Genomic DNA, 15,076 nt, shown 5'->3' on the forward strand with positions numbered 1-15,076 from the left:
GGCGGGGAATGCACAGAGCGGCCATCATGTGGCCCGCGACAGGGGTGGGGTGGCGCGTGAATCAGCGTGAGAGCGGTCCGGGCGACGGCGTGCAGCCGGTCGGCTGCGTCCATCAGTACGGCGACGGGCTGCATGTGTGGGTCGACGACGTCGTGCCGTACGAACTGATCGATGCCGAGGACTCGTACGGGTACCGGCAGGGCGACGACCTCATACGCTGCACCCTCTACCTGAGCAACGGCACGGGCCGTGCCATCGACCTGGACGGCATATGCCTCCTGGTCCGCGGCGGACCGTACGGCAAGACGGCCCGTCAGGTGCAGGACTACCAGACCGAGTTCCTCGACGACGAGCTCGAAGGCACCCTGCTCAAGGGGCGCAGGACCTCGGTGACCTGGGCTTACAGCATTCCGTCCGGCACCGCGGCGGAGTTGGACATCGAAGTGCGATTCGGGGGTGGGCACGAGCGGGAGAGCGTCACCTTCACCACCGCGGTGGCCACTTCGTCCGCCGCCCCCGCCGGGGCCGGTGCGCCCAGCGTCGACGATCCCCGCCGCGCCCTCGCGCAGGTCGCGTCGGCGCCGTTCTCCGACCAAGGGGCACTCTTCGGCGAGCACCAGGACTCCCTGTTCGCATCCACGGGGCCTGAGCCCGTTGCCGGTCGGCGGGACGTGCTCGGTGTCGTGCCGTCGCAGCCGTCCGCGGTCGCACAGCAGGGCGCGCCCGTGCGGAGGCACGAGCTGTCCGCCGACGCGGCGGACGCCGCGCGCGTCCGGCAGATCTTCCGGTTCCTCGCCGAGGCGGAGGAGTCCAAGGCGCGGCCCGTGCGCACGCTCGACGGCGCGGCCGGCACCGTGTGGTTCGAGGAACTGCCGGAGCTCGACGGCGTCGAGGTGATGCTGGACGAGTCGCTCGCCACCGACGAGCCGGCCTGGCTCACCGTCGCGCGACCCCAGCGCGAGGAGCCGCCGCACCCCGAGACGCCGCTCGGCCCCTGGGTGGACGAGACCCGCATCCGGGACTTCGCGCAGACGCACGCTCCGCACCTGCGCCGACGCGTCGAACCCGAGTATCCGGACTGGTCCGAGGGAATTCCGCTCGAGAAGTCGTACCACGAGCTGGACGAGCACCCGAAGCGGGAGAAGATCGAGAAGCTGTACGCCGCGTGGCAGCAGAAGTGGCTTGCGTGGGCGGAGCAGCGGCGCGCGATCGATCCCCTCGTCAAGCTCTACGACCGGCTGCACAAGATGCACGAGGACGCCGCCAACCTGGGCGAGGCGTACGAACTCGTCCTCGGTCTTGGGCGGCTGACCTGGCAGACGAACGGCGGCCAGCGCGTCGAACGGCACCTGATCACCCACCGGGCCACCCTCCAGCTCGACCCGGCCACGGGCACGCTCACCGCCGCACCGGACCCGACCGGCGTCGGCCTCGAACTCGAAGAAGGCATGCTGGAAGGGGCCCAGCACGTTCCCGGCCCCGTCCGCGAGCAGATCATCGAGGTGCTGGAAGGCGCGTCGGACGTTACCGACCCCCAGCACCTGGAAGCCCTCCACACAGCCCTGCGCAGTTGGGCCAACGCGGCGCACAGTGCCAGTAGTTATTCGCCGGCGGTGGACCGGGTCAAGCCGCGCACCCTTGACGTTCCGCAGGTGGGGCTCACCCCTGCCCTTGTGCTGCGGGAGCGCAATCGCCGTTCGACGATGGATGCCCTCAAGGCCATCGCCCGGCAGATCGACGCCGGTACGCCCCCCACCGAACTGCTCGCCCACATCGCGGGCCGGGGCGGGGCAGCGACCGCCGCCGACCGCGCGGCGGCCGAGGGCGATGGCGTGTCGGCCGGCGGCGGCGAGATGTATTTCGCGCTGCCCGCCAACGAGGAGCAGCGCACCATCGCCGAGCGTCTGCGCGGCAATCGGCTCGTCGTGGTGCAGGGTCCGCCCGGCACGGGCAAGACACACACCATCGCCAACCTGGTGACGGACCTTCTCGCGCAGGGCAAGCGCGTCCTCATCACCAGCCACACCTCACGCGCCCTGCGCGTACTGCGGGACAAGCTGCCGGAGTCCGTCCGCGACCTGTGCGTGAGCCGCACCGAGGACGGCGCGGCGGCCCAGCGTGAGCTGGAGGCGTCCGTGCAGCGGATCCTCGGCGAGTACGCGGGGTACGACCCGAAGGCCTCGGAGCAGGACATCCGGGGGCTCCAGGCACGGCTCGCCCGGGCCCGCTCCGCCCAGCAGGCCATGCTGCGGGACCTTGCGGTCCTGCGGGAGCAGGAGACCCGCCGTTTCGAGGCGGAGATCGGCGACTACACCGGCAGCCTCCAGGAGATCGCCGAGCGCCTCACGTCAGAGGCGACGACGTACGACTGGCTCGGCCCGGTCCCTCAGGAACAGGCCGCGCTGAACGTCGGCGAAGCGCTGCGCCTCCTGCACACCACTCGTGCGTTCACCCCGCACCTGCGGGCTCTCGCGGCCGAGGTGCCCGGGCCGTCCGAACTGCCCGACCCCAAGGCCTTCGAAGAAGCCGTCACTGTCGTGCGCTCCGCGGAGGAGGCGCATGCGGCGGTACGACAGGACCCGCTGAGCGGTGAGTACGACACGGCGGTGCGGGGCCTGGGGGAGAGCGAGCAGCAGCGGCTCTCGGCTGCCCTGGACGCCTTCGCCGCCGCCCGGGTCCGTGCCGCGTCGCTTGCCGCGGCGGCGGGACCGTGGGCGACGGAGCTGCTGCGGGAGGTCACCGCGGGGCAGGACTGGCAGGCCCGCAGTCGGCAGGCGGCCGTGGCCGACGCTCTCGCGGCTGTGGACGCCTCGCTCGCCCTCATAGGGACGGCGATGGTCAGCGGCCTGGAACGGTCCGACCCGGGCGCCGCGCTCGCACAGGCCACCGCACTGCACGACGGGCTCATCCAAGGGCAGAAACTGCGCGGGCCGCTCGGGATGCGGTCCAAACTGTCCAAGACCGTCGGTGCCTTCGTGGACTCCGTTCGGGTAGACGGTCGGGCACCCGAAGATGCCGCGGCGGCGGCCGTCGTGCTCGCGCGTGTGCAGCTCGAACTGCGCCTGGCCCAGGTCGAGTCCGAATGGGGGAGCTCTGCCCCTGCCTGGCAGGGGCACGGTCCGCGACTGGCCCGCCTGCGACAGGAAGCCGAGGCTCTCGTAGCGCTCCTCGCGGTCACCGCGACCCGCACCGACGTGCTCGCCGCCGCCGCGACCTCACCGCAACTCACCGTTGCCGCCTGGCAGGATCCGGCCGTCGAGAACGCCGTACGAGCCGTGCTCCGGGCGGCTACCACGCTGGGTGCCGCCGAGCTGTCGCGGAGGGTCGTCGCGGACACCGAGGAGTTGCTGCGCGTCTGGAGCGAGCGGCCCGGTGCCTCGCCCGCCGTCACACGTGCGCTCGACGCCGTACAAACACAGGACCCGGACGGCTACCGAGAGTTCAGCCACGAGATGGCCGAGGTCCGCGAGGCCGCCCGGCTGCGGGCCGAACAGCACGCCGCGCTCACCCGAGTACGGGAGGTCTTCCCCTCGCTCGCCGAGCGGATCACCCGGACCCCGGAGGACGACGCGTGGGACGCCTGGCTGCCGCTCCTCGCAGAGGCCTGGGCCTGGTCGGCATGGCGGGAGCGCATGGAGAGGCTCACCGACCCGGACGCCGAGCGCACCCTGCGCGCACGGCTGACGGAGGCCGACGACGAGGCGCGCATCATGCTCGCCAGACTCGCCGCCGCCCGGGCGTGGCACCGTTGCCTCGGGCTGCTCACCGGCGACCAGTCCCGCGCCCTCAGCGCGTACCAGCAGGCCGCACGCCGCATCAAGGGCAAGTACCAGCACCGCTACCGGCGCGACGCACAGGCCGCGCTGCGCAAGGCGCAGACGGCCGTACCGGCCTGGATCATGCCGCTGCACGCGGTGGCGGAAACCGTGCCGATGGACCAGCCGGGCATGTTCGACGTCGTCATCGTCGACGAGGCCAGCCAGTCAGGACTGGAGGCCATGCTGCTGAGCTGGCTCGCCGACCGCATGGTCGTCGTCGGTGACAGCAAGCAGGTCAGCCCCAACAACGTGGGGCTCAAGCAGGACGAGTACTTCCACCTGAGGGACCGGCTGCTCACCGCCCTTGAGCCGGACGTGCGCAGCCTCTTCGGCCCCGAGTCCAGCTTCTTCGACCTCACAGAAGCTCTGTCCGCCGGCCGCGGCACGCTCATGCTCAAGGAACACTTCCGGTGCATGCCGGAGATCATCTCCTTCTCCAACGAGCTCTGTTACAACAACCGGCTCCAGCCGCTGCGGCAGTACGGGGCCGACCGGCTGCCACCGGTCCGCACCGTTCACGTCGAGGACGGAGAGGCGCTCGGCACCAACACCCGGCTGGTCAACATCGCCGAGGCGCAAGCCATCGTCGATGCGGTCGTGCGCTGCTGCGCCGACCCCGCCTACGACGGAAAGACCATGAGCGTCATCAGCCTCCGAGCCGCCAAGGGCCACCTGGCGGAGCTGGAGAACCTGCTCGCCGAACGGCTCGACTACGAACAGCGCGAGGAACGGCGCATCAGGGTCGGTGACGCGGAGGACTTCCAGGGTGACGAGCGGCACGTCATGTTCGTCTCCTGCGTCAACTCGGCGAGCACCGCCGCCGGGACCGTGCCGGGCGGATTCACCGGCAAGACGTACGAACAGCGGATCAACGTCGCCGCCTCGCGTGCCCAGGATCAGCTGTGGGTGTTCCACAGCGCTCCTACGGAACAGTTCCACGAGAACGACCTGCGTCGGCAGTGGCTCGATCACCTCACCAGGCCCGCGGAGGAGGACACCGTCGCGGTCGAGGGCGAAGTCCTGCCGGACGTACGGCACGAGGCTTTCGACAGCCTTTTCCAGCAGAAGGTGTACCTGGAGCTGGTCGGGCGCCGCTACCGGGTACGGCCCGGCTACCGGGTCGGGCGTCACTCGATCGACCTGGTCGTCGAGGGCGGCACCCGGCGACTCGCCGTCGCCTGCGACGGTGACTCCTTCGCCGAGGGCGAGGACGCGTCGACCGCGGCGGCCAGGCAGCGTGATCTGGAGCGGGTCGACTGGACCTTCGTCCGCGTTCGCGGAAGCCGGTTCCACCTCGACCGGGAGCAGGCGCTCGCGCCGCTCTGGGCGGAGCTGGACCGGCTGGGTATCGAGCCGATCCGCGCGGAGTCGGAGGCGGACCAGGTCAGCGTTCTCGAAGACGACGACCCGGATCACGCGGCTCGGGAGCAGGTGAGCGCGACGGCTCAGACGTACGCCGCGGTGTTTCCCGTCCCGGCACCGACGAGGGGCACCGCGTCGGCATCGGTACCGAAGAGGAGCACCGCGGCATCATCCGCGTCCACACGCACCGAGCCGACGGACGAGGCCGCCGTGTGGTCTGTCGCCCGCGCGTCCGCCCCGGAGGAAGCGCCGGAACCCGCCCGAGCCCCGCACGGTCCGCTTCCGGTACGGCGGATTCCCGTTGCCGCCTTCCAGCGGCTGGTCCGCGAGATGCAGGATGTGCAGCTCGCCGTCGACGCACCGGACGAGACACCCGACGGCGTCGACCCGGCCAACCTGGCCTTCCTCCGCAGGACGCAGGCCGACCGGCGCGACCGTCGTACGAAGCGTCTCGCCTTCCTGCGCACGTTTCTCGACTCCGCCCATGTCGAGGGCGGAACGGGCGCGCCGACGGTCGTGATCCCCGGCGCGCTGCTGGCCCTGGAGTTCGATGGGCAGGCTGACGACGACACCCTGTACACGATCGCCGAGCTGGCCACCGACGAGGCAGACATCATCTCGCCGTCATCCCCGCTGGGACACGCGCTGATGTGGCAGCCGCCGGGACGTGAGATCTCGTACGACGCCTCGCAGGACAGGACGCGCACGGTCGTCGTCCGCGAGATCCGGGTCTGATCCTCCGGCGGGGGACGACGGTCAGGCCCTCCGCACCCGCCGAAATCCCGCCGGCCGAACCGGAAGCCGGTTCGGCCGGCGGGGCGTGCGTGTCTCAGCCGACGACCGGGTCCAGCATGCGGCTGCGCTCACCGCTCCACGAGAGCGCCAGCGCGTCGCGGGCCCGGGTGCAGGCCACGAACAGCAGGCAGTGCTCGGCCAGCAGGTCCGCTTGGTGCTGTACGGAGTCCACTTCGGCCGGCGTCATGTGCGGGGCGAACGGGAGCACGGCCGAGGTGACGCCGACGACGGCCACGCAACGGAATTCCAGCCCCTTCATCGCGTGCATGGTGGCCACCCGCACGCCCGACACCTCCGGCCCCGGGTCGTCCTTCACCGCGACCGCCGGGACGCGTTCCCGGCGCAGGCGCGTGATGACCGCGTCGACCACCGTGTTGAAGCGAGCGCAGACTGCCACCTCGGAGGGTTTGACGCCGTCCTCCTCGATCCAGGTCCGGATCTGCCGGACCAGCGCCCGCAGTTCGTCGTCCTGGCTGACGTACCCGTGTGCCGTCGGGACACGGCCGTGCAGCTGGGAGCGGTAGCCCCGCAGCGAGTCCCGGCCGCCGTCCGACTCGTCGTCCTCGCCGAGCCGTCCCACGGTCTGGCCGTCGAGCAAGGACGCGGACCACCGCAGGATCTCCTCCGTGCTGCGGTAGTTCAGACGCAGCCTGGACGTACGTCCCCGGACGTGGATCCCCAGTGAGCTCAGCGAGACCCGGGAGTCGTAGATGCGCTGATGCGGGTCGCCGACGAGGAACATGTCGTCGGACTGTGACGCGACGCAGGCGCGCAACACCCGCCACTGGGCGGGATGCAGGTCCTGTGCCTCGTCCACCACGATGTGGCGGTAGCGCGGCTCACCGTCGGCAAGGTTGCGCGCGGCGTGGTCGCACAGCTGCGTGTAGGTCGCCGAGTCCCGGGAGGCGACGTCCGCCGTGAAGCGTTCCATCACCCGCCACAGCCGGGCCCTCTGCACCCGTCCGACCTGGGTGCCACGCCCCCGCCTCACACACCGCAGGTACTCCTCCGGGGTGCGCAGCCCTTGGGCGAGGACGACGTTGCGGAACTCCAGGGACAGGAACTGCTCCGTCCACGGAAGGTCCTCGCGTGCGACGGCTCGCGTCCAGGCGCTCTTCTCCGCGGCGGCCGACAGCGGCTTCGTCGCTCTGCCCCGTGCCTCGCGGACGACGCGGGAGGCGAGTGAGTCCACCGTCGTGACGTCGACCCGCTCCAGCAGGTGGGCGTCGGCTTCACCGAGCAGGAGCGCCAGGCTGTCCCGCAGGGTGGACGCCATGGCGTTCGTGAAGGTGGTCAGCAGAATGCGCTCGCCGGCGCGGCCGGTAAGCAGCAGGTGGCGTACGCGGTGCAGGGCGACGACCGTCTTGCCGGTTCCCGGTCCGCCGGTGACCTGAGCGGGGCCGTTGAAGCCCGGGTGATAGGCATACCGGCGCTGGGCGGGGTGGAGGAAGATCCGCCAGCGGGTGAAGTCCTCGGTGAGGATGCGTTCCAGCTCGCCGGGGCCCGTCACCTCGACGATGCGGTTGGGCGTGTTGAGGATCGCTTCGCTGAGGGTGACCGTAGGCCGTTCTTGCGCGGTGCGCACGGTCTGGCCGCGCGGGGCGATGAGTTGCTCCCAGACGTCCTCGGGGGAGTTGCCGTCCGCGAGGAACCACAGCACTTCGTACTGGTCCTCGGGCATCATGGGCGGCGCCATGACCGTCAGATCGTCGGCCGTGACGCAGACGCGGGCCAGGCGCAGGACCTGGTCGTCGATGCCGAGGTCGCGGAGCACAGCGTCGGAGTGCTCCTCTAGGAGACGAGCGGGAGTGGTGACCGCCTTCGTTTCGAAGTACGTCTCCATCTGTTCGAGCGCCTCGACGTTGCGCACCTCGAGGCCGCCGGTGGCGCCGTTGACGGAATAGGCGCGCTTGCAGGCCCAGTTGATCGCCTCGTCGTGCGGGGCCACCCGAAGCAGCGTGAACAGCTCGCTCCCGTCGTCAGGAGCGAGCAGCACACCGCGGTAGGACTTCGTGACACGTATGGTGCGGATCCGTGGGTCGCGCGCCCGCTCCAGCTTCTCCAGATGCATGCCCTTGCTGGCGTGGAGCTGGGGGACGGTCATGCTCCGGAACCTCTGGATGGTCTCGTTGACCTCCTTCTGCACGGGTCTCTGCAGCGAGATGAGGTCCGCGACGAAGTCGTCGGAGAGGGCGAGTCGGGGCATGGCGTCCTCGGATCAGGTGTCAACTGCGGTCCGGGGCAAGCCTAAAGACGTTGAGGCAGGGGCGACAGAGCCCCGCGAACTTATTGTGTGAACTGAGTCAACGTTTTATCGTGCTGGCATACGTTCGATCCGTCACGATTCCCGGTCGATCTCCGCTCGACTCCGTTCATGCTTCACCGGATCTGTCCGAGAGGACCCACCGCATGCCGGCCCAGCCTGCCCAGGCCGATGTTCCGCATCCGCTCGAAGAAGTGCCCCAGACGTTCCGTGCAGGGGACTCGTACACCGTGCGGGACGGGCTCGTCACCTACATCCGCCGCGATCTGCTGGGTCCTTGGGACGGTGAGACCGAGACCCTGTCGAGCGCGTCTTCCGGGCCGCGCGACCGCTACCTGGTCGGCATGCTCGGACCACAGCCCGCGGCCGTCACCAAGGACGGCCTCGCGCTGGCGGCGGCCCAAAGCGCGGACAGCGACTCGGGCGACGAGCAGGAAGGCGACGACGACGCCCCCCAGGACCGTCTCACCCCGCAGGCCGCCGGCCGCATCTGGGCTTCCTCCATGGGGCTCTCGTTCACGGTGCCCGCGTCGGTCGGCACGCTCAGCACTCACGTCCGCTGGGGCCGGTACACGCAGTCCGGGAAGGTGACGGACCGGGGTACGACCCGCCGGGCCTGGTCGCGCGAGCCGGTCACGCACCAGGTGGACATCGACGTGACCGGTGAGACGGAGAAGTTGCTCGCGCTCGACGGCCACGCCGTCGTCCTCGACGTGCGCGTACGCCAGCACGCCGCGCAGGCCGGAACCGAAGATCTCAGGGTCGTCGAACTGGCCCTGGTGAACCGGCAGCAGGACGGCGGCGAGGCGCGCGACGCGCACTGGCTCTTCCAGACCGAGATCGACGTGACCGCCTTCCCGGACGACCAGGCGGCGGTGTTCCTGCCCGTCGACGATCCGCTCGGCCCCGCCAACCGCGGCACCGTACCGGAAGACGCCGAGGACCGGCGTCTTCGCCTCCTCTACCGGGACAGCCTCAATCACGCCGGCGGCCGCAACGTCGCCGTGCACGCACAGGTGCGCGACGGCGAACGCAACGCGCACCGGCTTACCACCAGTTGGCTTCCCGAGTACGACGTCCGGGCCACCACCGCCCCGTCCCTGGCGGAGCAGGAACTGCTCCGCGGCCTCGAACTGGGCATGGACGAACTCGCCGAACTGGCGGTACCCGCCCGCAGGAACGAGCTCGGTGCCGCGCTGGCTCCGCTCGCCGACGGCTACGGCGCATGGCTCGAAGAGCAGCGTCACCGCGCCCGCTCGCTCCCGGACGACCTCCGTGAATCCGCGGAGACAGCCATCGAGCAGGCTTTGGAAATCTGCGACCGCGTCACGCTCGGCATCGACCGGCTCGTGGCCGACGACACGGCCCTGGAAGCCTTCCGGTTCGCCAACCGCGCCATGGCGCTCCAGCGCCGCAACACCGCCATCGCCGCCGCCCGCTCCGGCCGCGAGGACGACCCCGTCTCCTACCAGGAGGCGTACGGCGAGGTCCACGCCAAGGGCAAGAAGGCGGCAAGCTGGCGGCCGTTCCAGATCGCCTTCGTCCTGCTGAACCTCGACTCCCTCACCCGGCCCGGGCACCCGCACCGCGGCACCGGCCGCGAAGCCCTCGTCGACCTGCTCTTCTTCCCGACCGGCGGTGGCAAGACGGAGGCTTACCTCGGCCTCGCCGCCTACACCTTCGCGCTGCGCCGGCTGCAGGGCACCATCGGTTCGGGGGCGGAGGCACGCGGCGGAGAGGCGGGCGTCGGTGTCCTCATGCGCTACACCCTGCGGCTGCTGACGGCCCAGCAGTTCCAGCGCGCCGCCGCTCTGGTCAGCGCCTGCGAGGTACTGCGTCGTGCGGAGTACGCGCGGGACGCACGCTGGGGCGCCACCCCGTTCCGTATCGGTCTCTGGGTGGGAACCGCGGTCTCGCCGAATTGGTTCGACGAGGCCAAGGAGCAGATCGCCGACGCCAGGGAGAGCGCGAGCGACAAGCACGCACGCGTGCTCCAGGTACTCACCTGCCCCTGGTGCGGCAGCGGGCTGACGGCCCGCTCTCACATGGAGTACGACGAGGGGCGCCGCCGCGTCGTGCTGTACTGCCCGCGCGGGGAGGGCGAGGACCGCTGCCCCTTCTCACGCCGGGAGTCGCCGGGGGAGGGTATTCCTGTCCTCACCGTCGACGAGGAGATCTACCGGCTGGCCCCCGCGCTGCTGATCGCCACCGTGGACAAGTTTGCCCAACTCCCCTGGAACGGGTATGCCGGTCTGCTGTTCGGCCGCGTCACCGAACTCTGCCCGCGACACGGTTACCGCCACGAGGACCTCGACGCCAGGACAGGCTGCGGGAGCCGGCACAACGCCAAGGGCGACCTGCCCGGAGTCACCGCACAGCCGGTCGCCAGACTCCGCCCTCCGGACCTGATCATCCAGGACGAACTCCACCTGATATCCGGTGCGCTCGGCACCATCGTCGGCCTCTTCGAGTCCGCCGTCGACCAGTTGTGCACGTGGAGCGTCACCGACGCCCAGGGCCGGCGCCATGAGGTGGGGCCGAAGATCGTCGCCTCCACCGCCACCACCAAACGCGCCGCCGACCAGGTGCTCGGGGTCTTCGGCCGCAAGGTCGCCGTCTTCCCGCCGCAGGTGCTCGACGTCGGGGACACCTTCTTCTCGCGCCAGGTCGAGCTGAGCCGCGAGAACCCCGGCCGGCGCTATCTGGGCGTCTGCGCCCACGGCACCCGCCTCAAGGCGGCCGAGATCCGCGTGGCCGAAATCCTGCTCCTGGCCGGGCAGCAGCTCTTCGACGACTACGGCAAACCGGCGGACCCCTATATGACACTGGTCGGCTACTTCAACGCCACCCGCGAACTCGCGGGCATGCGACGCTACATGGACGACGACATCACCACCCGCGTCCGCTCCAACGGCAGCCGCAGGGGCCAGGACACACTGTCGGACCGCATCGTGAGCAGAGCCGGAATGCTCAGCGTCCAAGAACTGACCTCACGCATCTCCTCGTCCGACATCGGCGCGGCCCTCAAGCGCCTGGAGATCGAGTTCGACCCCGAACGCGACACCTCCGAGCGGCGCCGCGCCTTCCTGCGCGAGTACGCGGTGTGCGCGAAGGAGAAGCGCGTCCCGCGCGCCGCCATGACACCGACCGCGAAACAGGCCGTCGACGTCGTCCTGGCCACCTCCATGCTGCAAGTCGGCGTCGACGTCTCCCGGTTCGGCCTGATGCTGGTGGTCGGCCAGCCCAAGAACACCGCCGAGTACATCCAGGCGTCGTCCCGCGTCGGCCGCGACTCCGCGCGCCCTGGTCTCGTCGTCACCCTCTACAACTGGTCACGCCCGCGCGACCTCGCCCACTACGAGGACTTCGAGCACTACCACGCCACCTTCTACCGCCGGGTCGAGGCACTCTCCGTCACGCCGTTCACCCGTCGCGCCCTCGACCGCGGAGTGGCCGCCACCTACGTCGCCGCACTGCGGCAAGCGGCCCACGACACCTCCCGCAATCTGGACGCCTCCCAGGTCGATCTCGACGGACCACTCGCCCAGGACGTCGAGCGCCGGCTCCTGGAGCGAGCCGAACGGGTAGCAGGCGACCGGCCCCGCCAGTACCTGAGCGAACGCCTGGACCACCTCAAGGACGAGTGGCGGCGCAAGCGGGACGAGAACACCGCGACCCTCGGCTACCGCAAGGAGAAGCACAAGAAGACCGTCGTCAACGGGCTCCTGCACAGAGCGGATGGTTCACGATGGACCGAACTGACCGTCGGCATGTCGATGCGTGAGACGGAGAACGAGATCAACCTCCTGCTCCCGGGCAGCGGCTCCTTCCTGGACGAGTCGCCATCAGGGAGCGGACCCGACTGGAACTTCGGTGCCACGGCCCCCCGTTCCGAGGACGACCCCGACGCGACGGCCACCGTGGACAGCGACGAATACGGAACCACCGACACCGCCACTGCGAGAAGTGGAAAGGGACAGCGATGAGCGGCAACGGCAACCGCAGGGTCGGCGCCGTCCGCCCCAGCCACCTCATGTTCACCGCCGGCATCGGCTCCCTGGTCGACCTGCCGAACTTCTCGGTCCTCATCAAGGGACTCGAATCCTGGAGCCACGCGGGCATCACCGACTACGACATCGACGAACCCCGGCTGCGCGCCGCCGTGAACCGGACCCTGCAACGCTACGGGCGCGGCCAGATCGAGCAACTGCGCGCGGCACCCTGGCTCGAAGGTGGCGACATCGACCCCAAGAGCTGGGCCGCACAGGGCGTCGGAGTGCCCGTCACACCCTTCCCCCAGTGGTTGCGCTGCACCGCCTGCAATGTGCTCGCCGCCGTGGACTCGGGCGAGTTCGTCTTCCTCAACTCCAACCCGAGGACGCCGCACGAAGCCAAGTTCGTCCACGACTGCAAGAAGAGCAAGCCCCTCGCCGTGGCGGCCCGCTTCACTCTTGTCTGCACCGTCGGCCACCTCGACGAGTTCCCGTACACGCCATACGTTCACCGCGGGCAGAGCTGCACCAAGGCGGAACGCCCCAAGCTGCGCATGAAGGACCACGGCGGCAACCAGGCCGCGAACGTGACCATCGAATGCGTCGCGTGCGGCGACAAGCGCAACATCCGCGAAGCGATGGGCGAACGGGGCCGCCGTCACCTGCCACGGTGTCGCGGCCGTCACCCGCACCTGGGCACGTACGCGCCGAACGGCTGCGAACAGGACCCGGTCCTCATGGTGGCGGGCGCCTCCAACCAGTGGTTCCCGCTCACGCTCAGCGCCCTGGCCCTGCCCAAGGGGCGGGGCGGCGACATCGACAAACTCCTCGACGACCACTGGCCCGACCTTCAGGTCATCGCGGATCCACACCAGTACGCCTTCATGGCGAGCATCCCCAAGTTCGGCTTCCTCAAGGAGTTCGACGCGGAGACGGTGGTCGCCGCCATCGCGGCTCGCAAGGGAGGCTCGAACGCGCCGGCCTCCTCGGCCCCCGACGTCCAGGCAGACCTCTTCGGGCCCGAATGGGACGCGCTCTCCGGCCCTGTCCCCACACCCAGCGACGACTTCGCCCTGTGGCCGGTGCCCGTATCGCCCACTCTCGGGGAACTGTTCTCCGACATCCGCCAGGTCGAGCGGCTGCGCGAGGCACGCGCCCTGATCGGATTCACCCGCCTCGACGCTCCTGATCCCGAGTCGCCGGAGATCGCTACGCGAGTGGAGTTGTCCCGCGGCGCGCAGAACTGGGTGCCGGCCAGTGAGGTCCGCGGCGAAGGCATCTTTCTCCGGGTTCGGGACGACCTCATGGCCGACTGGGTTGCCCGCATGGAGAAGTCACCGCAGATGGAAGCCCACCGAGAGGCCTTCGGCCGGTTCCGTGTGAACCGGAAGTCGGACCGCAAGACCAGCGACTTCGACCCCTACTACGGCTGGCCCGGCGCACGGTACATCGCCCTGCACACCCTGTCCCACCTGCTCATTCGCACGATCGCCCTGGAATGCGGCTACAACTCCGCCTCGCTCGCCGAGCGCGTCTACGCGGGGGACGACCAGGACCCGAGAACGGGCATCCTCATCTACACCGCCGTCCCGGACTCCGAAGGCACCCTTGGAGGCCTGGTCTCCCTGGCAGAGGAGCGCGAGTTCGAACGCATCCTCCGCCGTTGCCTGGTCGACGCCGGACACTGCTCGGCCGACCCGCTGTGCTCGGAGCGTCTGCCGCACGATCCGGCGGACCATCTCCACGGAGCCGCCTGCCATGTCTGCCTCTTCGTATCGGAAACCACCTGCGAGCGCGGCAACCGCTTCCTCGACCGCCGCTTCCTGGTCCCGCTCTCCGGAGACAAGGAGCAGGTGCTGACACCGGTCGGTCTGCTCCCATGAGCAGGCCCCGGTTCGAGGCCGCAGCCGAGGCCGCCATCACGGTCCTCGGCCTGTCCCGCGGCAAGGACCTCGCCGGTCTGCTGGCGCAGCGGCGCCGGAAGGAGAGAACCCTGGCCGAACTCGCGACCCCCGCCGTCAGCGCGGCCGTCGGGGAACTGTACGACGCCCTGGAGGCCGAGGCGGTCTCCTTCGCCGAAGCGTCCGCCTACGTACGTGGCTATATCGCCGCCACACTGCGTGCTCGGGACGAGGTCCAGGTCCGTACCGTCTGGAGCGGCCCCGCGACACCGGCCGTACCGGTCCGGGCCACCGCTCAGGTACTCATCGACGTCATCGAAGAGGCACGGGACGAACTGCTCGCGATGACCTACGCGGCGCGCCCCTACCCGGCACTGACCCGGGCGCTGACCGAGGCCGTGGGCAGGGGCGTGACGACGCATGTGGTCGTCGAGACCCTGGCGGGCGCGGGCGGACTCCTGTCGGGGCGGGAGCCGGCCGATGCCTTCAGGTCCGTACCGGGTCTGCGCCTGTGGCACTGGGCACGGGACCCGACCGCGCGCACGCGCTCGCGTCAGCACGCCAAACTCGCGGTGGCCGACCGGCGCGTGCTCTTCCTGGGCAGCGCCAATCTGACCGAGTCGGCTGCCCGGCGCAACATCGAGGCGGGCGTGCTGGTGAGGGGCGGGGAAGCACCACGGCGCGCGGCGGAGCATGTGGTGGAACTCCAGCGCGATGGAGTGCTCCGCCCTTTACGGTATTGAGCACCCTCCGGTGCAGAGCCGTCGGTGCAAGCGGAAAATGCGGCGTCGGCACGTCACCCACGTAAAGACGAGCAGTGGAATCAACCCGGCTTCGAGGCACAGACGCGTTTCACCTGGGCGATGCCACCGTGGCCCTTGGCCACGCTCGGGTAACCGGACTACGGCGGAGACGGTGTGCCAAGGATCGCGTTCGTTCGGGCTC

Annotated in this window: 5 protein-coding genes; 4 read left to right on the top strand and 1 reads right to left on the bottom strand. The window is 70.1% G+C overall.

Annotation, left to right across the window (positions count from 1 at the left end; genetic code table 11):
• The first annotated feature begins 56 nt into the window (after window positions 1-56).
• On the top strand, window positions 57-5,915 hold the full coding sequence (locus tag ACIRHA_RS04360) for an AAA domain-containing protein (protein ID WP_403839681.1): 5,859 nt from the start codon (window positions 57-59) through the stop codon (window positions 5,913-5,915).
• 94 nt (window positions 5,916-6,009) lie between these two features.
• Here the strand turns inward: ACIRHA_RS04360 and ACIRHA_RS04365 are convergent, their stop codons facing one another.
• The gene (locus ACIRHA_RS04365) at window positions 6,010-8,181 is read right to left on the bottom strand and encodes a UvrD-helicase domain-containing protein (RefSeq protein ID WP_403839683.1); all 2,172 of its coding nucleotides are present in this window, start codon (window positions 8,179-8,181) and stop codon (window positions 6,010-6,012) included.
• Window positions 8,182-8,384: 203 nt separating this feature from the next.
• Between ACIRHA_RS04365 and drmA the strand changes: the two genes are divergently transcribed.
• Genes drmA through drmC form a run of 3 tightly spaced genes read left to right on the top strand, consistent with a single transcriptional unit; the run spans window position 8,385 to window position 14,874 of the window.
• Entirely contained in the window at window positions 8,385-12,224 is a 3,840-nt protein-coding gene (drmA, locus tag ACIRHA_RS04370) for a DISARM system helicase DrmA (protein WP_403839685.1), read from the top strand.
• Entirely contained in the window at window positions 12,221-14,113 is a 1,893-nt protein-coding gene (gene drmB / locus ACIRHA_RS04375; RefSeq protein ID WP_403839687.1) for a DrmB family protein, read from the top strand. The genes drmA and drmB overlap by 4 nt, the downstream gene beginning before the upstream one ends.
• A complete protein-coding gene (gene drmC, locus ACIRHA_RS04380) occupies window positions 14,110-14,874 on the top strand; it encodes a DISARM system phospholipase D-like protein DrmC (protein WP_403839689.1) in 765 nt (254 codons plus the stop codon). The genes drmB and drmC overlap by 4 nt, the downstream gene beginning before the upstream one ends.
• The last annotated feature ends 202 nt before the right edge of the window (window positions 14,875-15,076 follow it).

It is taken from the genome of Streptomyces sp. NPDC102360, assembly GCF_044766085.1.
Classification (GTDB): Bacteria; Actinomycetota; Actinomycetes; order Streptomycetales; family Streptomycetaceae; genus Streptomyces.

What these genes read in the sequence shown, in the direction of transcription:
- ACIRHA_RS04365 (WP_403839683.1), bottom strand. Translation starts at nt 8,181, where the DNA reads ATGCCCCGACTCGCCCTCTCCGACGACTTCGTCGCGGACCTCATCTCG.
- drmA (WP_403839685.1), top strand. Translation starts at nt 8,385, where the DNA reads ATGCCGGCCCAGCCTGCCCAGGCCGATGTTCCGCATCCGCTCGAAGAA.
- drmB (WP_403839687.1), top strand. Translation starts at nt 12,221, where the DNA reads ATGAGCGGCAACGGCAACCGCAGGGTCGGCGCCGTCCGCCCCAGCCAC.
- drmC (WP_403839689.1), top strand. Translation starts at nt 14,110, where the DNA reads ATGAGCAGGCCCCGGTTCGAGGCCGCAGCCGAGGCCGCCATCACGGTC.